At 75.7% G+C, this 19,216-nt stretch carries 14 protein-coding genes; 7 read left to right on the forward strand and 7 right to left on the reverse strand.

From position 1 onward, the window contains the following. Positions 1 to 16: 16 nt before the first annotated feature. A complete protein-coding gene (purE, locus tag BIV57_RS05080) occupies positions 17 to 481 on the forward strand; it encodes a 5-(carboxyamino)imidazole ribonucleotide mutase (RefSeq protein WP_071655459.1) in 465 nt (154 codons plus the stop codon). A 66-nt stretch (positions 482 to 547) separates the two neighbouring features. After that, complete coding sequence (locus BIV57_RS05085) at positions 548 to 1,732, forward strand: dipeptidase (RefSeq protein ID WP_071655423.1); 1,185 nt, start codon at positions 548 to 550, stop codon at positions 1,730 to 1,732. Positions 1,733 to 1,747: 15 nt separating this feature from the next. Here BIV57_RS05085 and BIV57_RS05090 read toward each other — a convergent pair whose 3' ends face one another. Next, complete coding sequence (locus BIV57_RS05090) at positions 1,748 to 2,167, reverse strand: CoA-binding protein (RefSeq protein ID WP_071655424.1); 420 nt, start codon at positions 2,165 to 2,167, stop codon at positions 1,748 to 1,750. A 220-nt stretch (positions 2,168 to 2,387) separates the two neighbouring features. Beyond that, positions 2,388 to 3,713: a UDP-glucose dehydrogenase family protein gene (locus BIV57_RS05095; RefSeq protein WP_071655425.1), complete on the reverse strand. Its 1,326-nt coding sequence runs from the start codon at positions 3,711 to 3,713 to the stop codon at positions 2,388 to 2,390. Positions 3,714 to 3,947: 234 nt separating this feature from the next. On the opposite strand from BIV57_RS05095, the gene BIV57_RS05100 reads away from it, so the two are divergent. The 3 genes from BIV57_RS05100 to BIV57_RS05110 all read left to right on the forward strand — a co-directional run bounded on the left by BIV57_RS05100 (position 3,948) and on the right by BIV57_RS05110 (position 9,570). After that, positions 3,948 to 5,057, forward strand: a complete 1,110-nt coding sequence (locus tag BIV57_RS05100) for an acyl-CoA dehydrogenase family protein (protein ID WP_071655460.1) — start codon at positions 3,948 to 3,950, stop codon at positions 5,055 to 5,057. Between the two features lie 364 nt (positions 5,058 to 5,421). Next, on the forward strand, positions 5,422 to 8,436 hold the full coding sequence (locus tag BIV57_RS05105) for an endo-alpha-N-acetylgalactosaminidase family protein (RefSeq protein WP_071655426.1): 3,015 nt from the start codon (positions 5,422 to 5,424) through the stop codon (positions 8,434 to 8,436). 33 nt (positions 8,437 to 8,469) lie between these two features. Next, positions 8,470 to 9,570 (forward strand): lactonase family protein, encoded by a 1,101-nt coding sequence (locus tag BIV57_RS05110; RefSeq protein ID WP_079170018.1) that lies wholly within the window; start codon positions 8,470 to 8,472, stop codon positions 9,568 to 9,570. 54 nt (positions 9,571 to 9,624) lie between these two features. On the opposite strand, the gene BIV57_RS05115 is transcribed toward BIV57_RS05110, so the two are convergent. Next, positions 9,625 to 10,680, reverse strand: a complete 1,056-nt coding sequence (locus BIV57_RS05115; protein WP_071655428.1) for an LCP family protein — start codon at positions 10,678 to 10,680, stop codon at positions 9,625 to 9,627. A 72-nt stretch (positions 10,681 to 10,752) separates the two neighbouring features. Here BIV57_RS05115 and BIV57_RS05120 point away from each other — a divergent pair, with 72 nt between their 5' ends. Then, complete coding sequence (locus BIV57_RS05120; RefSeq protein WP_245797432.1) at positions 10,753 to 11,301, forward strand: acyl-CoA thioesterase; 549 nt, start codon at positions 10,753 to 10,755, stop codon at positions 11,299 to 11,301. Between the two features lie 31 nt (positions 11,302 to 11,332). Here the strand turns inward: BIV57_RS05120 and BIV57_RS05125 are convergent, their stop codons facing one another. Then, positions 11,333 to 12,505: an LCP family protein gene (locus tag BIV57_RS05125; protein WP_071655430.1), complete on the reverse strand. Its 1,173-nt coding sequence runs from the start codon at positions 12,503 to 12,505 to the stop codon at positions 11,333 to 11,335. Positions 12,506 to 12,658: 153 nt separating this feature from the next. Here BIV57_RS05125 and BIV57_RS05130 point away from each other — a divergent pair, with 153 nt between their 5' ends. After that, a complete protein-coding gene (locus tag BIV57_RS05130) occupies positions 12,659 to 13,765 on the forward strand; it encodes a glycosyltransferase family 2 protein (RefSeq protein ID WP_071655431.1) in 1,107 nt (368 codons plus the stop codon). Here BIV57_RS05130 and BIV57_RS05135 read toward each other — a convergent pair. From BIV57_RS05135 to BIV57_RS05145, 3 genes are all read right to left on the reverse strand, one after another. Beyond that, positions 13,762 to 15,237, reverse strand: a complete 1,476-nt coding sequence (locus tag BIV57_RS05135; RefSeq protein ID WP_071655432.1) for a hypothetical protein — start codon at positions 15,235 to 15,237, stop codon at positions 13,762 to 13,764. The two genes, BIV57_RS05130 and BIV57_RS05135, sit on opposite strands and share 4 nt — an antisense overlap. A gap of 346 nt (positions 15,238 to 15,583) precedes the next feature. Then, positions 15,584 to 17,509, reverse strand: coding sequence for a hypothetical protein (locus BIV57_RS24910; protein WP_071655433.1), 1,926 nt, complete (start codon positions 17,507 to 17,509; stop codon positions 15,584 to 15,586). 17 nt (positions 17,510 to 17,526) lie between these two features. Further along, entirely contained in the window at positions 17,527 to 19,116 is a 1,590-nt protein-coding gene (locus BIV57_RS05145; RefSeq protein ID WP_071655434.1) for a hypothetical protein, read from the reverse strand. Between the last annotated feature and the right edge of the window lie 100 nt (positions 19,117 to 19,216).

The following is a 19,216-nucleotide window of genomic DNA, read 5'->3' on the forward strand; positions in this document are numbered from 1 at the left end:
TCTGGTCGGGATCGTGATGGGCTCCGACTCCGACTGGCCGGTCATGGAGGCCGCGGCGAAGGCGCTGGAGGAGTTCGGCGTCCCCTACGAGAAGGACGTCGTCTCGGCGCACCGGATGCCCCGCGAGATGATCGCCTACGGCGAGCAGGCGGAGTCCCGCGGCCTGCGCGTCGTCATCGCGGGCGCGGGCGGCGCGGCCCATCTGCCGGGCATGCTGGCCTCGGTGACGGCCCTTCCGGTGATCGGCGTGCCGGTCCCGCTGAAGTATCTGGACGGGATGGACTCGCTGCTGAGCATCGTCCAGATGCCGGCCGGGGTCCCGGTGGCGACGGTCTCCGTGGCGGGGGCCCGCAACGCGGGGCTGCTCGCGGTGCGGATGCTGGGCGTCGCGGACGAGAAGCTGCGGGCGCGGATGGCGGAGTTCCAGGCGGAGCTGAAGGCCCAGGCCGAGGCGAAGGGGGCGAGGCTGCGCGGGGAGTGACCGCCGTGCGGTGCGCGGCGGTGGCTGCCTCGCGGTAGGCGCACCCCCGCTGAGAGACTGATCGGCATGGTTGACGACGAGGCTCTTGAGACCGCGAAGACCCTGCTGAGCGAGTTCCCGGTGGTGGACGGCCACAATGACCTGCCGTGGGCGCTGCGCGAGCAGGTCGGCTACGACCTGGACCGGCTGGACATCGCCGAGGACACCTCGGACCGCACCCACACCGACCTCGCCCGGCTCGCCGAGGGCGGCGTCGGCGCGCAGTTCTGGTCGGTCTTCGTGCCGTGCTCGCTCGCCGGGGACGACGCGGTGAGCGCCACGCTGGAGCAGATCGACTGCGTCCGGGCGCTGATCGACCGCTACCCCGACCACCTGGCCCGCGCGCTGACCGCCGCCGACATGGAGACGGCCCGCGCCGAGGGCCGGATCGCCTCGCTGATGGGCGCCGAGGGCGGCCACTCCATCAACAACTCCCTCGCCACCCTGCGGGCGCTGTACGAGCTGGGCGTCCGCTACATGACGCTCACCCACAACTCCAACACCGACTGGGCGGACTCGGCGACGGACGAGCCGCGGGTCGGCGGGCTGTCGCCGTTCGGCGAGGAGGTGGTGCGGGAGATGAACCGGCTGGGCATGCTGGTCGACCTCTCGCACGTCGCCCCGGAGACGATGCGGGCCGCGCTGCGGGTGAGCGAGGCGCCGGTGGTCTTCTCGCACTCCTCCTCGCGGTCGGTCAACGACCATCCGCGGAACATCCCGGACGACGTGCTGGAGCAGCTGCCGCGCAACGGGGGCGTGGCGATGGCGACGTTCGTGCCGAAGTTCGTGCTGCCGGAGGCCGTCGCGTGGACGCGGGCGGCGGACGAGAACATGCGGGCGAAGGGGCTGCATCCGCTGGCGACGACGCCGGAGGCGATGGCGGTGCAGCGGGAGTACGAGGAGGCGAACCCGCGGCCGAAGGCGTCGGTGGGGACGGTGGCCGACCACCTGGACCGGATGCGGGAGGTCGCCGGCGTCGACCACGTCGGGCTGGGCGGGGACTACGACGGGACGGCGTTCACGCCCGACGGCCTGGAGGATGTGACGGGGTACCCGCGGCTGATCGCGGAGTTGGTGCGGCGGGGGTGGTCCTCGTCGGACCTGGCGAAGCTGACGTGGCAGAACGCGGTGCGGGTGCTGGGCGACGCGGAGAGCGTCGCCGCACGTCTGCGGGAGAAGCGGGGGGCGTCGATCGTGCGGTTCGCGCGGTGAGGTGTCGCCGCCCCGTCAGATGAGGCCGAGGCGGGGGGCCTCGATGGCGGGGCAGCGGTTCATGACCATGTCGAGGCCGGCGTCCGTGGTGCGCCGGTAGGCGTCGGCGTCGACGACGTCGAGCTGGAACCAGACCGCCTTGGCGCCGGCCGCCACCGCCTGGTCGGCGACCGCGCCGGCGAGGCCGCTGTTGACGAAGACGTCGACGACGTCCACCGGGAAGGGCACCTCGGCCAGCGAGGCGTAGCCCTGCTCGCCGTGGACCGTCTCGGCCTTGGGGTGGATCGGCACCACCCGCTTGCCGAGCCGCTGCAGCAGCGCCGCCACCCCGTAGGCGGCGCGCGCCCGGTTGCCGGAGAGGCCGACCACGGCCCAGGTGTCGCCGTCCTCGGTGAGGATCCGCCGGACCGTCTCCGTGTCGCCGTACTCGCTCATGCCCCCGAGCCTACGGGCGCCGGACCGCGTCCGCGGCTGGGCGGCCTTAGGCCGTTTCTGACGGATCTCCGTGGAGGAAGGAGCGGCGTCCGGTGCGTCCTGTCGGCGTGCCGAACGAAGGCCGTCGCAGTGGGGTTGCGTCGGTCTTTGGGCGGTGCGGCGAGAGGGCGTGCCGGGCGTCGCGACGCCGCGGAGATCCGTCAGAAGCGGCCTAGCCCGCTCAGCGCTGCGGGCGGCCCAGGGCGCGGTACGTCCAGCCGGCGGTGCGCCACTTGTCGGGGTCGAGGACGTTGCGGCCGTCCAGGATGCGCTTCTCGGAGACGGCCCCCTCCAGCTCGGACGGGTCCATGTCGCGGAACTCCTGCCACTCCGTCAGGTGCAGCACCACATGCGCGCCGCGGGCGGCCTCGACCGCGGAGTCGGCGTAGGCGAGGGCCGGGAACATCTTGCGGGCGTTGTCGACGGCCTTCGGGTCGTAGACCGTCACCTGCGCGCCCTGCAACTGGATCTGGCCGGCGACGTTGAGCGCCGGCGAGTCGCGGATGTCGTCCGAGTTGGGCTTGAACGCCGCGCCCAGCACCGCGACCCGCTTGCCGAGGAAGCCGCCGCCGCACTGCTCGCGGGCGAGCTCCACCATCCGGGCGCGGCGCCGCATGTTGATGGAGTCGACCTCGCGCAGGAAGGTGAGCGCCTGGTCGGCGCCGAGCTCGCCGGCGCGGGCCATGAAGGCGCGGATGTCCTTGGGCAGGCAGCCTCCGCCGAAGCCGAGCCCGGAGTTGAGGAAGCGGCGGCCGATGCGGTCGTCGTAGCCGAGGGTGTCGGCGAGCTGGACGACGTCGGCGCCGGCGGCCTCGCAGACCTCGGCCATGGCGTTGATGAAGGAGATCTTGGTGGCCAGGAAGGCGTTGGCGCTGACCTTGGCCATCTCGGCGGTGGGGAAGTCGGTGACGACCAGCGGGACGCCGGCGGCGAGCGGCTCGGCGTAGACCTCGCGGAGCAGGTCCTCGGCGCGCTGCGAGCGGACGCCGATGACCAGGCGGTCGGGGCGGAGGGTGTCCTGGACGGCGAAGCCCTCGCGGAGGAACTCGGGGTTCCAGGCGACCTCGACGGTCGGGGCCGTCTCGGCGAGGCGGGCGGCGAGCCGGTCGGCGGTGCCCACCGGGACGGTGGACTTGCCGACGATCAGCGCCTCCTTGCCGAGCCGGGCGGTGTGCTCGGCCAGGCCGTCGAAGGCCGTGTTGATGTACGAGACGTCCGCGGCGAACTCGCCGCGCAGCTGCGGGGTGCCGACCGAGACGAAGTGGACGTCGCCGAACTCGGCGGCCTCCTGGTAGGAGGTGGTGAAGCGGAGGCGTCCGGAGGCGACCTGCTCGGCGAGCAGCTCGTCCAGGCCCGGCTCGTACATCGGCGCCCGGCCCGCGGCGAGCTCGGCGAGCTTCTCGGCGTCGACGTCCATGCCCATGACCTCGAAACCGAGCTTGGCCATGCATGCGGCGTGGGTGGCGCCGAGGTATCCGGTGCCGATGACGGTGAGCCGAGGTGCCACCAGTTCCTCCAGGGGGGACGGGACGTCTGGTCCCGCGATGGTAACGGGCCGCGACCGGTGGTAAGGAACTGTCGTGGAGGTCACCGGCCCGGGGCCCGGCATCGCCCTGTTGCCCATCGGCGGCGACCTCTAGGATCGGATCGGGTTACCGGCCGGTAATCGCTTGGGTACGACAGCTGGGGTGACGACGTGGCGACGGACTTCGAGGTGTACCGGGTTCCCGAGGAGCACGAGATGCTGCGGGAGTCGGTGCGGGCGCTGGCGGAGGCGAAGATCGCGCCCAGCGCGGCGGCCGTCGACGAGGAGGCCCGCTTCCCGCAGGAGGCCCGCGACGCTCTGGAGGCCAACGACCTGCACGCGGTGCACGTCCCGGAGGAGTTCGGCGGGGCCGGCGGCGACGCGCTCGCCGCGGTGATCGTCATCGAGGAGGTGGCGCGGGTCTGCGCGTCGTCCTCGCTGATCCCGGCGGTCAACAAGCTGGGCTCGCTGCCGGTGATGCTGTCGGGGAGCAAGGAGCTGAAGGAGAAGTACCTGCGGCCGCTGGCCGAGGCGCGGGCGATGTTCTCCTACTGCCTGAGCGAGCCGGACGCGGGCTCGGACGCGGCGGGCATGAAGACCAAGGCGGTGCGGGACGGCGACCACTACGTCCTCAACGGCGTGAAGCGCTGGATCACCAACGCGGGCGTCAGCGACTACTACACGGTGATGGCCGTCACCGACCCCTCGAAGCGCTCGCGCGGCATCTCCGCGTTCGTGGTGGAGAAGGACGACGAGGGCGTCTCCTTCGGCGCCCCGGAGAAGAAGCTGGGCATCAAGGGCTCCCCGACGCGGGAGGTCTACCTCGACAACGTCCGGATCCCCGCGGACCGGATGATCGGCGAGGAGGGCACCGGCTTCGCCACCGCGATGCGGACGCTGGACCACACCCGGATCACCATCGCGGCGCAGGCGCTGGGGATCGCGCAGGGCGCGCTGGACTACGCGGTCGGCTATGTGAAGGAGCGCGAGCAGTTCGGGCGGCCGATCGCCGACTTCCAGGGCGTGCAGTTCATGCTCGCGGACATGGCGATGAAGGTGGAGACGGCCCGCCAGATGACGTACGCGGCGGCGGGCAGGTCGGAGCGCGAGGAGAAGGACCTCACCTTCTTCGGCGCCGCGGCGAAGTGCTTCGCGTCGGACGCGGCGATGGAGGTCACCACGGACGCGGTCCAGCTGCTCGGCGGCTACGGCTACACCCGCGACTACCCGCTGGAGCGGATGATGCGGGACGCGAAGATCACCCAGATCTACGAGGGCACCAACCAGATCCAGCGCGTGGTGATGGCGAAGCAGCTCCTGAAGTAGGCCGTCAGCACCGACGCGCCCGCACGGCCCGCCGGCTCCGCCGGCGTGGTCCTGCGCGGGGGACCTTCGGTGGGCCGGCGGCGGCTGGCGGCGTGCGCCGGCGGGGCGCACACGCCGCCGCGCGGCCGAGTCGCGCGGACTTGGCTCCACCCCTCCGGCGACCCTGCCGTCCGGCAGCACGGCCGCTCCGCCGCCCGGTGGCCCGACCGCCCGGACCGGTGTGGCGGGGTGGGCGCGGTCGGGCCGGGGCGGCGCTGGGCACTGCAGGGGGGTGGCGTGGTCCGGCGGGTGCGCATTGAATGTCGGGATGACGTCTGATCGAGCATTAGATTGCAGTGAGCGCGCAGGAGTTGGGCGACGGGGGGTGCTGGCGGCCGGGGTGGCGGCGCCGTTGGCCGCGCTGGCCGCGCCCGGCCGGGCCGGGGCGGAGGCACCGCTGGTGCTGCGGTCCGCCGAGCTGACCGTCGCCCTCGACCCCGCCTTCCCGCGCGTCCTCGGCTACACCTGGAACGCCACCGGCGACACCCTCGGCGGAGCCGTGGACGGCGCCGGCGGGCCCCGGACGGTCACCGTCGACGGCACCGCCGCCACCCCCGCCGTCGCCGTCACCCACCACGACGCGGCCCGCGCCGACTACCGGCTGACGCTGCCGCACCTCACCCTCACCCTGCGCCTCGCGCTCTCCGGCGCGGTGCTGCGGCTCACCACCACCGGGCTCACCGAGGCCGCCGGGCACCCGCTCACCTCCTTCGCCGTCCCCGGCTCCGGGCTCGTCTCCGTCTCCGACGCCCAGGCCGGCGCCGGCCTCGCCGCCGTCTGGCTCGACCCCGTCTACGGCCATCAGACCGTCCACGAGACCATCGCCCCGCTCGCCGGCCTCGCCGCCGCCGACTGGTCGCCCGCCTCCTACGCGATGGTCAGCACCGGACGGCTGGCCGCCGCGATCGACTCCACCACCGTCGACCCCGCCCGCCTCGCCCAGCGCGTCGCCGCCGGCCCGGACGGCGCCCGGCACGCCGAGCTCGCCCCCGGCAGCTGGCTGCACCGCGGCCCCGCCGGCGACCTCGTCGGGCTCCCCGAGGCCGCGGTGATCGTCACCGCCGACCGCAACGGCGACGGCGCGGCCGACTGGCAGGACGGCGCCGTCGCGCTGCGCGAGATCATGGTCGACCCGCCCGCCGCCGACTGGTCGCGCACCCGCGTCGTCCAGGGCATCGCGATGAACTTCGCCAGCAACGCCGACCAGCCCTTCCTCACCACCCTCGACGAGGTCAAGCGCGCCTGGCTGTGGACCGACGGGCTGCCCCAGGCGCTGCTGCTGAAGGGCTATCAGTCCGAGGGCCACGACTCGGCCCACAACGACTACGCCGGGCACTGGAACGAGCGCGCCGGCGGGCTCGCCGACCTGCGCACCCTCACCCGCACCGCGGCCCGCTACCAGGCCTCCGTCGGCGTCCACATCAACGCCTGGGAGGAGTACCCCGAGGCGCACAGCTTCCGCTGGGACCGCTCCAACGGCCCCACCGACCCCGGCTGGGCCTGGCTCGACCAGGCCTGGCACCTCGACACCGCCAAGGACCAGTCGGACGGCGCCTTCGCGGAGCGCTTCGCCGCCCTCGCCGCGGCCCTCCCCGAGCTGGGCTTCGTCTACACCGACACCTTCTGGGCGGCCGGCTACCCCGCCTGGCGGCAGGCCGCCGCGATCGCCTCCCACCATCTGCCGCTCGGCGCCGAGGGCGACCCCGAGTTCGAGCGCACCGGCGTCTTCACCTACGCCGGCCAGACCGGCAACGGCCTCCCTTCGCAGATCGTCCGCTTCCTCCGCAACCACCAGCGGGACGCCTGGGGTCACCACCCGCTGCTGCTCGCCGTGCGGAACACCAACTACCAGGGCTGGCAGGGCCAGCACGACACCCGGCCGTGGGTCGCCGCCACCTTCGGCACCAACCTGCCCACCAAGTTCCTCCAGCACCACGAGCTGCTGCGGCTCACCGCCGACCGCGCGGAGTTCACCGGCGGGGTGGTCGCCTCCACCGAGTCCGGCGGCTACCGGATCACCCGCGGCGGGCGGACGGTGATGGACGGCGAGGCCGTCTTCGTGCCCTGGCCGCCCACCGCCCCCAACCGCGTCTACCACTGGAACCCGGACGGCGGCGCCACCACCTGGCAGCTCCCGCCGGAGTGGGGGAGCCCGGCGGGCGTGCGGGCCTACCCGCTGACCGACACCGGCCGCGGCGACCCCGTCACCCTGCCGGTGAGCGGCGGCGGCGTCCGCATCGACGCGGCGGCCGGGGCGCCCTATGTGCTCTACCCCAAGGCCGCCCCCGCCCGGACGCCGGTCGCCTACGGCGAGGGCGGGCACCTCGCCGACCCCGGCTTCCTCGCCCGGACGCTCGCCGACTGGGCGCCGTCCCACCCCGACGGGCTCGCCGTCGCCGACGACGGCAACGGCCTGCCGTTCCTGCGCGTCGCGGCCGGCGCCGGACGCAGCGTCCAGCAGCGGCCGCGCGGGCTGGCGCCCGGCACCTACGCCGCCTCGGCGCGGGTGCGGATCACCGGCGGCAGCCGGCGCGCCGAGATCCGCGTCACCGGGCACGGCGGCGCCGCGGCCGTCAACTGGCTCACCGACTCGCCGGTCCCGGACCGGATCGCCGCCTCGCGCCGCTCCGGCACCGGCTTCCAGCCGCTGCGGGTGCTGTTCACCGTGGCGCCGGGACGGCAGGGCAAGGTGCTGCTCACCCTCGCCGCGGACGACGGCCCGGACGGCGCCACCGCCGACTTCGCCGACGTCCGGCTGGTGGCGCTGCCCGGCGCCGACCCCGCCCAGGGCGGCCACGTCCTCCACGAGGACTTCGAGCACGTCGACTTCGGCTGGGGCCCGTTCGTCTACACCGGCAACGGCGGCTCCGACCCGCGCACCCACCTCTCCGAGACGCACCGCGGCTACACCCGGGACACCGTCTCCGGCCGGTTCTCGCTGAAGACCTTCGGCGACACCACCGGCCTGCTCTACCGCACACTTCCGCACACCCTGCGGCTGGAGCCGGGCCGCAGCTACCGGATCTCCTTCGACTACCAGGCCGACCCCGGCACCGACTACCGGGTGCGGCTGGGCTACGACGGTCCCGGCGGCACCGCCTTCGAGGACGCGCTGCCGCCCACCGCGAGCCGCGCCCTGGACAGCCCGCCGCCGGCCGGCCCCGCCCCCGCGGGCTGGACCGACAGCCTTCCGCCGCAGTACAGCGCGCCGCACCGGAGCTACTCACGGACCGTCACCATCGGCCCCGCGTCGGACGGGACCGCCTGGCTCGGCATCGTGCACGCCAAGGGGGTGGCGTTCGTGCTCGACAACCTGGTCGTCGACGACGTCTCGCCGTAGCGGTCGGGTGCGCGCGCCGCGTAGCGTGCGGGCATGAGCGAGATGTTTGCGATTGTGGGTTCGTACACCTCGGCGGCGGCGCCCAACGCGCCCGGTGAGGGCGAGGGCGTCGCGGTGTTCCGGCAGGACGCGGCGACCGGAGCGCTGCGCCCGGTCGGCGCCGTCGATCCGGCGGTGGACCCGTCCTACCTGGCCCTGCACCCCGACGGCCGGACCGTCTACGCGGTCTCCGAGGCGGCGGACGGCCAGGTGTGGGCGTACCGCTTCGACCCGGCCGACGGCGCGCTGACCCGCCTGGGGGAGTCGCGCTCCACGCACGGCTCGGCGCCCTGCCACCTGTCGGTGGACCCCAGCGGGCGCTGGCTCGCGGTGGCCAACTACAGCTCCGGCACGGTGTCGCTGCATCCGCTCGGCGCGGACGGCGCGGTCGGGGAGGCCGCGGACGTCGCCCGGCACGAGGGCAGCGGCCCGGTGACGGAGCGCCAGGAGGGCCCGCACGCGCACATGGCGGTCTTCCTGCCGGGCCGCGGAACGGTGGACGGGCACGCCGTGCTGCACGTCACCGACCTGGGGCTGGACCAGGTGATCACCTATCACGTGGACCTGGAGAAGGGCGCGTTGATCCGCGCCTCGGCGGTGCGGCTGGAGCCGGGCACGGGGCCGCGGCACCTGGTCCACCATGCGTCGGGGGCGACGTATGTGGCGGGCGAGCTGGACACCTCGGTGACGGTGCTGCGGCGGTCGCTCACCGGCGACGGCGTGCTGGAGGTCGTGGGCAAGGTGCCGGCGGTGGTGGGGGAGCGGCCGCCGGCCAACGAGGAGAACTGGCCCTCGGCGATTCGGCTGTCGCCGTGCCAGCGGTATCTGTATGTCGCGAACCGCGGGCGGGACGTGGTGGGGGTGTTCCGGGTGGGGGCGGACGGGATGCCGGTGCCGGTGGAGGACGCGGCGGCGGGCGGGCCGATTCCGCGCGAGATCGGGTTCGTGGGGAAGTGGTTCTACGCGGGGGCGCAGTTGGGGGGCGTGGTGACCGCGTTCGACGTCGATGCCGACACGGGGGCGCTGACGTCCGCGGGCGTCGCGGCCGAGGTCGGCTCCCCGGTGGCGCTGCTGGCGGTGCCGGGCCGCGCGTGACGGCCGGCGCCGGCGCGGTGATGCCGCCCTGAACCCCGGCACCCCGCCCCGGTTTCAGTGCTGCCGGAGTTGCTCGAAGAGCGTGGCGGCCTCCTGCTTGTTCCACAGGACCGCTTCGCCGTCGGGGGTGGGGTAGCTGCCGGTGGAGATCGGGACGGTGAGTTCCTTGCCGTCGCCCTTGGAGACGCTGTTGAGCGCGGTGGCGAGGCGGGCCAGGTCGAGCAGGCCCGTCCCGTCGCTCAGCAGCAGCGCCTCGAAGACCGCGTTCATCGCCGGGTAGATCCGGAACGGGTTGAGCAGCACGTCCGCCGAGAGGAAGCGGTCCGCGAGGGCCGAGAGGAACTGCTGCTGGCGCTTCATCCGCCCGAAGTCCGACGTCGGGTCGAAGTAGCGGGCCCGGACGAAGGCCAGCGCCTGCTGCCCGTCGAGGGTCTGGCAGCCCACCGGGAGGTCCGCGCCCGACTTGCTGTCCTTCACCGGTGCCGTCAGGCAGATGTGCACGCCGCCCAGCGCGTCGACGATGTTGACGAACCCCGCGAAGCCGATCTCCGCGTAGTGGTCCATCCGCAGCCCCGTCGCCGTCTCCACCGTGCGGACCAGCAGCGGCGCCCCGCCCTGGCCGAACGCCGAGTTGATCTTCGACTGGTGGGCGGCCGTCCCCTGGTACGCCGGGATGGTCACCCAGGAGTCGCGGGGGATGCTGACCAGCGTCGTCCCGTCGGAGCCGGTGTGCAGCACGATGATGGTGTCGGTGCGCCGCCCCTGGTCGCTGCCGGTGTGGTACTGCTGCTTCTGCTCCGCCGTCAGATTGTCCCGGCTGTCCGAGCCGACCAGCAGCCAGTTGGTGCCCGCCCCGGCCGCCGGCCGGCCGGAGTAGTCGGCGAGCGCGTCCACGTGCTGCAACTGGGTCTGGGCCCAGACCAGGGTGCCGATCCCGATCAGCACCAGGACCACGACCAGCACCAGCAGCGTCTTGACGATCCGGCGCGGCCAGCGCCACCGCCGGCTGCGGCGGTCGCGGCGCTTCGCCCCGCGCGCCTCGGCCTGGCGGCGCGGCGACAGCTCGGGCGGCAGCGGCGGCTCCTGCCCCGGCTCCTGAGGATTCGTCATGGGGCCATGATGCTCGCCTTTGTCGCATTTGATGGGTATTGCACCGCTGGAGGCGAACGTAGAGTGAGACGCGTGAACGCATCCCGCCCGCCCCAGGACGCCCCGGAGATCCCGGGGAAGCCCACCTCGGTCTCCCGGATCACCCTCTCCCAGGTCATGACCGCCACCGATGCCAACCTCTACGGCACGGTGCACGGCGGCACCATCATGAAGCTGGTGGACACCTGCGCCGGCGCGGTCGCCGGACGCCACTCCGGGGGTGTGGCCCTCACCGCCTCCATGGACGAGATGGCCTTCCTGGAGCCGGTCAACGTCGGCGATCTGGTGCACTTCCACGGCCAGGTCAACTGGACCGGGCGCACCTCCATGGAGATCGGCGTCCGGGTGCTCGCCGAGCGGTGGAACGAGTCCACCCCGGAGACCCGCGTCGCCACCGCCTACCTGGTCTTCGTCGGGGTCGACGCGGAGGGCAAGCCGCGCTCCGTCCCGCCGGTGCTGCCCGAGACCGCCTCGGACCGGCGCCGCTTCCAGGAGGCCGAGATCCGCCGCACCCACCGGCTGGCCCGCCGCCGGGCCATCCTCGACCTGCGCGAGCGGCGCTCCGCCGAGGGGCTCGACTGAGCGGGCCCGGCGGCTCGGCTGCCGACGCCGCTCAGGCCGCGCCGCCGCCCGGGTCGCAGGCCGTCCCGGTGCTCGCGGACGGCCGCGCGGCGGGCGCCACGTCCGCCGACACCGACCGGGCCGGGGCCGACGCGGAGGCGGAGGTCGACGCCGAGGCGGACGGCGACGGCGATCCGGTGCCCGGCGTCCGGTCCGCCCTCAGGTCCTCGAAGAGCCGGTCGGCCGCGGCGGTGTCCCACAGCACCGTCGAGCCCCACCCCGGCACCGGGTGGTCGACGGCCGCCAGCGGCACCGTCTGCCGGGTGATGTCCTGCGGCCGCAGGTCCTTCAGGTCCGACGCCAGGGCCACCAGGTCCGTCGCGGTGAGGCCGCGGTCCGCGGTGAGCGAGCGCAGCGCCGCCGAGACCACCCGCTGCAGCCGCGGCGGGTCCATCATCAGCCCGCTGCCCTGCGCCTGACGCGCCATTTGCACCACGAACTGCTGCTGGCGGCTCATCCGCCCCAGGTCGGAGGAGCCGTCCACATGCCGCGCCCGGACGTAGCGGAGCGCCTCGGCGCCGTCCAGCCGGTGCGTGCCGGGGGCCAGGTCCAGCCCGCTCTCCGGGTCGACCAGCGGACGCGGCGTGCAGACGGTCACACCGCCCAGCGCGTCCACCGTCGAGACGAAGGAGAGGAAGTTCACCTGGAGGTAGTGGTCGACGCGGATCCCGGTGGCCTGCTCCACGGTGTTCACGGCGAGCGCCGGCCCGCCCATCCCGAACGCGGCGTTGATCTTGCCGTGGCCGGCCGGGACCTCCCGTCCGGTGTGCTTGTCGCGGTGCGCCGGGATCTCCACATAGGAGTCGCGCGGGATGGAGACCACGGCCGCGTGCCGGCGGTCCGCGGACAGGTGCACCAGCAGCATGGTGTCGGTGCAGTCGCAGGACTGGCCGCCGGCGTGCAGCCGGCGCAGCTCGGCCGGCGACACCCCCTCCCGGTCGTCGGTGCCGACCACCAGCAGGTCCTGGCCCCGCCCGGCGCCCGGGCGGCCGGCGAGCCCGGCGAACGCGTCGACATGGCCCACCGACCCGTTCAGCCGGGCCAGCGTCGTCCATCCGGCGCAGCTCGCCGCCAGCACGGAGAGCGAGGTGAGCAGCCCGGCCAGCCACCAGCGGGTGCGCCTGCGGCGGGTGCGGCCGCGGACGGAGCGCCTGGCCTGCGGCATGGGAGTCCCCCAGGGGATCGGGAAAAAAGCAGACAGTCAGACCGCGAGCCTAGGACGACGGAACCGGACAATCACGGATCAACACGGCGTCCGGATCGGCCGGGGATCGGGGGAGGGCGCCGAGGTGCCGGAGAGGCGGTAGGTTCGACCCCGATGACTGCCAAGCCCAGCAACCAGACCGACGGCGGGCGCTCCCCCGGCGCGGAGGCCGCCCCGGCCGTGTCCGTGATCATGCCCGTGCTCAACGAGGAGCGGCACCTGAGCACCGCCGTCCGCCGCGTCCTGGAGCAGGACTACCCGGGCGAGCTCGAGGTGGTGGTCGCGCTCGGTCCGTCCACCGACCGCACCGACGAGATCGCCGCCGAGCTGTGCGCGGCCGACCCGAGGGTGAAGTCGGTGCCCAACCTGACCGGACGCACCCCCTGCGGCCTCAACGCGGCGATCGCGGCCTCCAGCCATCCCGTGGTGGTGCGGGTCGACGGGCACGGCATGCTCACGCCGAACTACATCGCCAACGCGGTGCGGCTGATGGCGGAGACCGGCGCGGCCAACGTCGGCGGGCTGATGTACGCCGAGGGCGAGACGGAGTGGGAGAAGGCCGTCGCAGCGGCGATGACCTCCCGGATCGGCGTCGGCAACGCGGCCTTCCACACGGGTGGCGAGGCGGGCCCGGCGGACACGGTCTACCTCGGCGTCTTCCGGCGCGAGACGCTGGAGCAGGTCGGCGGCTACAACGAGGAGTTCATCCGCGCCCAGGACTGGGAGATGAACTACCGCATCCGCGAGGCCGGCGGGCTGATCTGGTTCTCGCCGGAGCTGCGGGTCTCCTACCGGCCGCGGCCCAGCGTGCGGACGCTCGCCAAGCAGTACCTGCAGTACGGGCGGTGGCGGCGGGTGGTGACGCGCTACCACAAGGGCTCGGTGAACCTGCGCTACCTGGCCCCGCCGGCGGCGGTGGTCGCGATCGCGGCCGGCATCGTGGTCGGCGCGGCGGTCCACCCGATCGGGTGGGTGGTGCCGGCCGGGTACGCGGCCGCGGTGCTCGCCGGAACGGCGAAGGAGGGCCGCGGGCTCTCCTGGAAGGCCCGCGCGCAGCTGCCCGTCGCGCTCGCGACGATGCATATGTGCTGGGGATACGGCTTCCTGACGAGCCCTCGGTCGCTGGCCCGCACGGTGATCGCCTCGCGCGGCCAGAGCGGACTGGCGGACGCGCGGCGCCGCCTGGGCGCCGACGACCGGCCCCAGGTCCAGGACGCCTAGGTCCTGTCCGGGGATCGCTGCGGACGGACGACGGCCGCGGAGACCGCGAGCCAGGCATCCAGGGTGTCGTCGAAGCCGGGGAGCAGGCGGGCGGCGACGGCCCAGGCGTCGGGGGTGCGCAGCAGCGCGTCCGCGCGGACGCGGAACGCCTCGCGGGCGGCGGTGTCGTCCCCGGTGCGAAGGGCGGTCAGGCACGGCAGCGCGCGGCGGGGCGGTGTGCCGCCCGGCCGCGGCGCGGGCGCGGGTACGCGCCGACGGGCCGTCACCAGCCGCTCCAGCAGCGGTGATCCGACGGCGGCGGTCGCCGCCGCGCACACGTCGGCGTCCGCGCCCTCCAGGAGGAGCGCGAGGAAGGCGAGCGCGGCGGGGGCGGGGGCGTCGGCAGGGTGCCGGGCGCCGGCGGCGTCCAGCAGCTCGGGGAGCGTCCCGTCGAACGCCGGCGCGAGGCGCGCCGCCGCGCGCAGCCGCTCCGGGGACACGCCGGCGACGGCCTTGGCGAGCGCGGCCCGGACGGCCTCACGGCGGGCGGCGGCGTTCCGGTCGCGGCGCGGGCTGCCCGGTTCCAGCAGCCGCATCAGCCGGCGGACGGGGCGCGCGGCGGCGAGCACCTCGTCCGCGCCGAGCAGGCCCCGGTCCAGGACCAGCGCGGCGACCTCCGGCAGCCGGCGGCGTCCGGACGGGCCCAGCGAGGCGCCGCCGTCGCCGTCGGCGAGCAGTGCGCGGGCGACGGCGGGCGGGCAGTCGTGCCGGTGCAGGAGCAGCAGCCGCAGCCGGACGGGGAGCGGCGCGCGGGCGTGCCGGTCGAGGTGGGCGTCCCAGTCGGGCGGGGTCGCGTCGCGCTCCAGCAGGCGGACGCCGAAGGCGAGGTGGTCGCTGTCGGCGAGGTGCTCGTCGACGAGGGCCAGCAGGCCCTCGGGAGTGCGGTCGCTCTCCGCGAGGGCGCGCAGCTCGTCGACGGTGGCGTCGACCTCGGGGGGCGGCCCCAGCCGCAGCGCGGCGCGGGCGAACTCGCCGGCGGTGAGGGTGTCGTCGCGGCGGCGGACCAGGCGGGCGTCGATCTCGGGGTGCCCGGCGAGGGGGCGGATCAGGGCGTTGACGATCGCGCCGCGGGCGAGGAGCGCCTCGACGAGGGCCCCGGCGGAGGGGGACGCGGCCATCCGGTGCAGCAGCGCGGGGTCGCGCGTCGAGCGGTAGAGCGCGGCGAGGGCGGTGCCGCGGCGGTCGTCGTCCAGGCGCTCGATCCGCGTGAAGAGGCGGTCGCGCTGACGGTCCGTGAGGCTGTGCGCGTCCGCGGCGGCGAGCACGAGGCCGGGACCGCCCTCCGCGGCGACGACCTCCGCGAGTTGCGCGGGGACGTCGGGCGTCAGCTCGGGCGCGAGCCGCTCCAGCAGCGCGCCGGCGTACGCGGCCGGCGCCGCAAGCACCACCTCCGCGGCGGCCTCCCCGGCGACAGCACCACCCCAACCGGTCACCGCCCACCTCCTCGTTCCGGCACACCTGGCGCGCCCCCGCAGGGGCGCGGGGAACTGCGCGAGCGAGCACAGCGAACCATGACCCGCCAAGCGCCCCCGCCTCCGGCGGCGGCCGTGGCGCCCCCACCGGTCACCGCTCGCCTTCTCGTTCCGGCGCACCTGGCGCGCCCCGTCAGGGGCGCGGGGAACTGCGCGAGTGAGCCCGATCCGCCGCGAGACAAACAGCTGCGCCGTGGTCGAGCCGCCGTGGGGACGGCTCTCGCCGTGGAGGTCATGGGCACTTGCCGAGTCATGGTCCGCTGTTCTCACCCGCGCAGTTCCCCGCGCCCCTGACGGGGCGTCGGCCTCAGTGGGCCATGGCCGCCGCCGTGGACGTCCACTCCTCCAGCGTTCCCGTGAACTCGTACAGGAGCCGGGCCGCAATCAGCCATGCGTCAGCCGTGCGGAGCGTCGCCGCCGCGTCGGCGCGGAACGCCGCGAACGCCGGGGCGTCCTCGCGGGCGAGGCGGCGCAGCTCGTCCTGGGCCTGCGGCCACTCCGGCCGCGCCCGCGGCACCGCGCACCGCGCCAGCCAGGCGTCGATCCGCTCCAGCAGGGGCCGCGGCAGCAGGTCGTGACGGCCGGTCAGCAGACGGCCCGCCGCCGGGTCGAGGCCGGGGCCGCCGAGGAGCCGCTCCACCGTCCCCGGGAGCGCCTCGCCCGCCGCCTCGATCGCCAGCGCGAGCAGCTCCGGGTCGGAGCGGTGGCAGAGCACCCCCGCCGCCACACCCTCCAGTCCGGCCCGCAGCAGCTGGGCCTCCTGCTCAGGCCGGCGGGCCAGAGCGAGCAGCCGGTCCGTCGCCTGCGGGTCGTGGCGGTGCGCCCGCGCCGCGGCGAGCAGCGCGCCGCCGGTGTGCGAGTGCTCGCCGCACCAGACCGCGTCGTAGCGGTCGAGCGCGGCCGCGACATCGCGGGCGGTGTCGGGCTCGGCGTGGTCCATCAGCAGTACCAGGAACGCCGTCGCCTCCGGGGCGAGCGGGCCGTCCGGCGGGGCCTGGCCCGCGGCGCGGGCCGCGGCGAGGAGGTCGGCCAGCCCGCCGGCGCAGGCGGGCGCGAGGTGTGCCGCCGTCCGCAGCGTCCCGGCGTCGGCTCCGGCCAGGGCGGCGCGCAGCGGCCCGGCCAACACGGCGTCCAGGTCCGGGTGTTCGGCGAGGGCGCGCAGATTGCGGACGGGGCGGACGCCCGCCACCGCCTCCTCGGGCGTGACCAGCCCCCGGGCCAGCGCCGCGGAGGCGGTGCGGGCGAGGGTGGTGAGGGCGGCGCCCCTCATCGGCCGGCCGCCGCGGCCGGAGCCGATACGGCCCGAGCCGCCGCCGGCGCCGTCCCGCGGCGACCGGTCGAGGAACGCCCGGGCCAGCTCGGGCGGGCAGCCGTCCACCCGGACCAGCCGGTCCGCGAGCGCCGCGGGCAGCGGCTCGCGGGCGTGGCGGGCGGCGAGCGCCGCCCAGTCCGGGCGGGCGGCGCTCCAGGCGAGGCACTGCTCGTCGACCCGGCCGGAGCGGGTCCGCTCCAGGTCGGCGATGAGCCCCTCGGGGGTGCCGTCCGACGCGGCGAGCGCCGTCAGCCGGTCGAGCTCCGCGGGCGGGACGGCGCCCTCGGCGCGGTAGCCGGCCGCCGCGGCGGCGAACTCCCGCCACACCGCGCGGGCCTGGCCGCCGACCGGCTGCTTCAGCGCGGCGTCCAGCACCGGTGAGGCGGACGGCAGCCGCAGCAGGCCGAGCGCGGCGCGGGCCCGCTCGCCGTCGGTGACCTCGCGGTGGTCGCTGCGCAGCAGGGCGGCGAGGACGCGCGGTTCGCCGGTGCGGGCGAGCGGGCGGAGCATCCGGGCCGGTGTCCGCCTGTTGCGGGTCAGCTTCTCGGCGACGGTCGCCGCGCCGGCGGTGGCGGCGAGCCGGTGGGCGACGGCCGGGGCGGGCGCGCCCTGGTAGAGGACGGTGAGCAGCGTGGTGCGGCGCTGCGAGTCGGGCAGCGCCTCCAGCTCGGCGAAGATCCGGATCCGCTGGTCGTCGTCGAGGCGCGGGCAGCGGGCGAGTTCGGGGACCACCGCGGGGTCGTCCGGGGCGAGCAGCTCCAAGGCGAAGCGGACGTCGTCGGCCTCGCCGAGGGACCACTCGATGTCGGAGGCGAGCAGCGCGTGCAGCGGCACGGCGAGCGCGTCGGGCGCGGTGCGCAGGGTCAGGAGGGCCGCCTCGGACTCCAGATGGCCGAGCGGCCGGCGGGGTTCGGACGGCATGGGGTCAAGGATGGGGGTCAAGCACCGGGCGCGCGAGGGCTTTTCGCGATGCCCGCGGCGGTGGCGAGCCAGGCGTCGACGTCGCCGCGGAAACCGGGGAGCAGCCGCAGCGCCACCGTCCAGGCGTCGAGGTCCTCGCCGAGCGCGGCGGCGGTGGCGGCGAGGGCCCGGGGCGCCCGGACGGGGTCGGCGAGGACGCGCTCGGCGGTGCGGGGCGGCTCCCCGGGCCCGTCCGGTGTGCGGGCGGGGACGGGCCCGCCGATCGGGACGCCGTGCCGGGCGAGGCAGCCGAGGATGTCCGGCTGGCTCGCGGCGCCGAGGCTGCTGCCGAGGTCGGCGATGCCGGCCTCCGCCTCGGCGCGCAGCCGTGCGCGGACCTGGGCGTGCGGGGAGTGCGCGGCGATCGCCTCCAGCACGCCGAGGCCGCCGGCCTGGTCGCTGCGGTAGTGGCGGCGGTTGCGGTGCAGCCAACCGGCCGCGCGGCGGGCCAGGGCGAGGGTGTCGCGGGGCGGCATCCGGGCGATGACGCGGGCGGCCTCGTCTGGCCGGGCGTGCTCCAGCAGCAGGTGCAGGGCGTCGAGTGCGGCGCGCTGGGTGGCCACGGGGCTGTCGCGGCGGTAGGGGAGGGCGGGGACGGTGGTGTGCGGCGCGGTCGCTTTGGCGGTGGCGGCGAGGAGTTCGGGGAGGGTGCCGGGGTACCGGGTGAACGCGTAGGCGGTGGCGACCAGCTGCGGTCCGCCCAGCGGGTCGAGGGCGGTGCGCAGCGCGTCCAGCATCGGCAGGTACTCGGGGGACGGGCGCCAGGCGGCGTCGGGGCCGTCGTGGCGCCAGGCGCCGGCGGCGTCGTAGGGGACGAGGAGCCGCGCCAGGTCGCGGACGGGCGCGGTGCCGGTGACGATCCCGGCGGGGTCCAGGCCCTGCGCGCGGACGGCGCGCACGGCGACGGCGCGCAGCGGCCCCGCCGGGACGGGGGCGTGGGTGCGGTGGTCGAGGAAGGCGCGCACCAGGTCGGGCGGGAGCGCCCCGGGCAGCGCGGCGAGGAGTGCGGCGCGCACCGGGAGCGGCAGGTGGCGCCGCGCGTGCAGCGCGGGCAGCGCGGCGACCAGGGCGTCGGGGTCGTGCGGGATCGCGAGGTGGTGCGCGGCGCCCTCCGGGTCGGCGCGCAGCAGGGTGACGAGGTGGGCGGGGGCGAGCGGGGCGAAGGGGGCGCCGGTGGTGACGGCGTGCCACTCGGCGTCGGTGAGGCCGTCGGCCTCCCCGAGGGCGGCGGCGGTGGCGGCGGGGTGGTGCGGGAGCAGGGGGCGCAGCGCGTCGGGGGCGTCGCCGTCCCGGGGGCGGACGGTGCCGCGTGCGGCGAGCAGGTGGCGGACGGCCGGGGTGGCCATGGCGTGGCGGTAGACGTCGGCGCCGCGGCGGGCGAGGCGGAGCACCTGGCGGGGCGTCAGCATCGGGTTCCCGGCGGTGGCCTCCGGCGGGAGGGCGTCGACGAGGGCGTCGGGCAGGGCCCCGCGGAGCACGGACGCCGGGTCGGGGAGGCGGTCCAGCAGGTCGCGGAGGAGGCGCGGGGGGACGGCGGGCGCGAGGAGGTGGAGGGGGTGGCTGCTCACACCGCGTAGGACTCCGCGGTCCGCGCCGCCGGTTGCCCCGTCCGCCCGGCGCCGGCCCCGCCCCGGAACCCGGCACCCCACCCGGGGTCCCCGCGGTGCG

Origin of the sequence: Mangrovactinospora gilvigrisea (assembly GCF_001879105.1) — a bacterium.
Lineage (GTDB): Bacteria > Actinomycetota > Actinomycetes > Streptomycetales > Streptomycetaceae > Mangrovactinospora > Mangrovactinospora gilvigrisea.

Bases quoted from the DNA above. Each gene is read 5' to 3' on its own strand.
- purE (WP_071655459.1), top strand. From the start codon at position 17: ATGGGCTCCGACTCCGACTGGCCGGTCATGGAGGCCGCGGCGAAGGCG.
- BIV57_RS05085 (WP_071655423.1), top strand. From the start codon at position 548: ATGGTTGACGACGAGGCTCTTGAGACCGCGAAGACCCTGCTGAGCGAG.
- BIV57_RS05090 (WP_071655424.1), bottom strand. From the start codon at position 2,167: ATGAGCGAGTACGGCGACACGGAGACGGTCCGGCGGATCCTCACCGAG.
- BIV57_RS05100 (WP_071655460.1), top strand. From the start codon at position 3,948: ATGCTGCGGGAGTCGGTGCGGGCGCTGGCGGAGGCGAAGATCGCGCCC.
- BIV57_RS05110 (WP_079170018.1), top strand. From the start codon at position 8,470: ATGAGCGAGATGTTTGCGATTGTGGGTTCGTACACCTCGGCGGCGGCG.
- BIV57_RS05115 (WP_071655428.1), bottom strand. From the start codon at position 10,680: ATGACGAATCCTCAGGAGCCGGGGCAGGAGCCGCCGCTGCCGCCCGAG.
- BIV57_RS05125 (WP_071655430.1), bottom strand. From the start codon at position 12,505: ATGCCGCAGGCCAGGCGCTCCGTCCGCGGCCGCACCCGCCGCAGGCGC.
- BIV57_RS05130 (WP_071655431.1), top strand. From the start codon at position 12,659: ATGACTGCCAAGCCCAGCAACCAGACCGACGGCGGGCGCTCCCCCGGC.
- BIV57_RS24910 (WP_071655433.1), bottom strand. From the start codon at position 17,509: ATGCCGTCCGAACCCCGCCGGCCGCTCGGCCATCTGGAGTCCGAGGCG.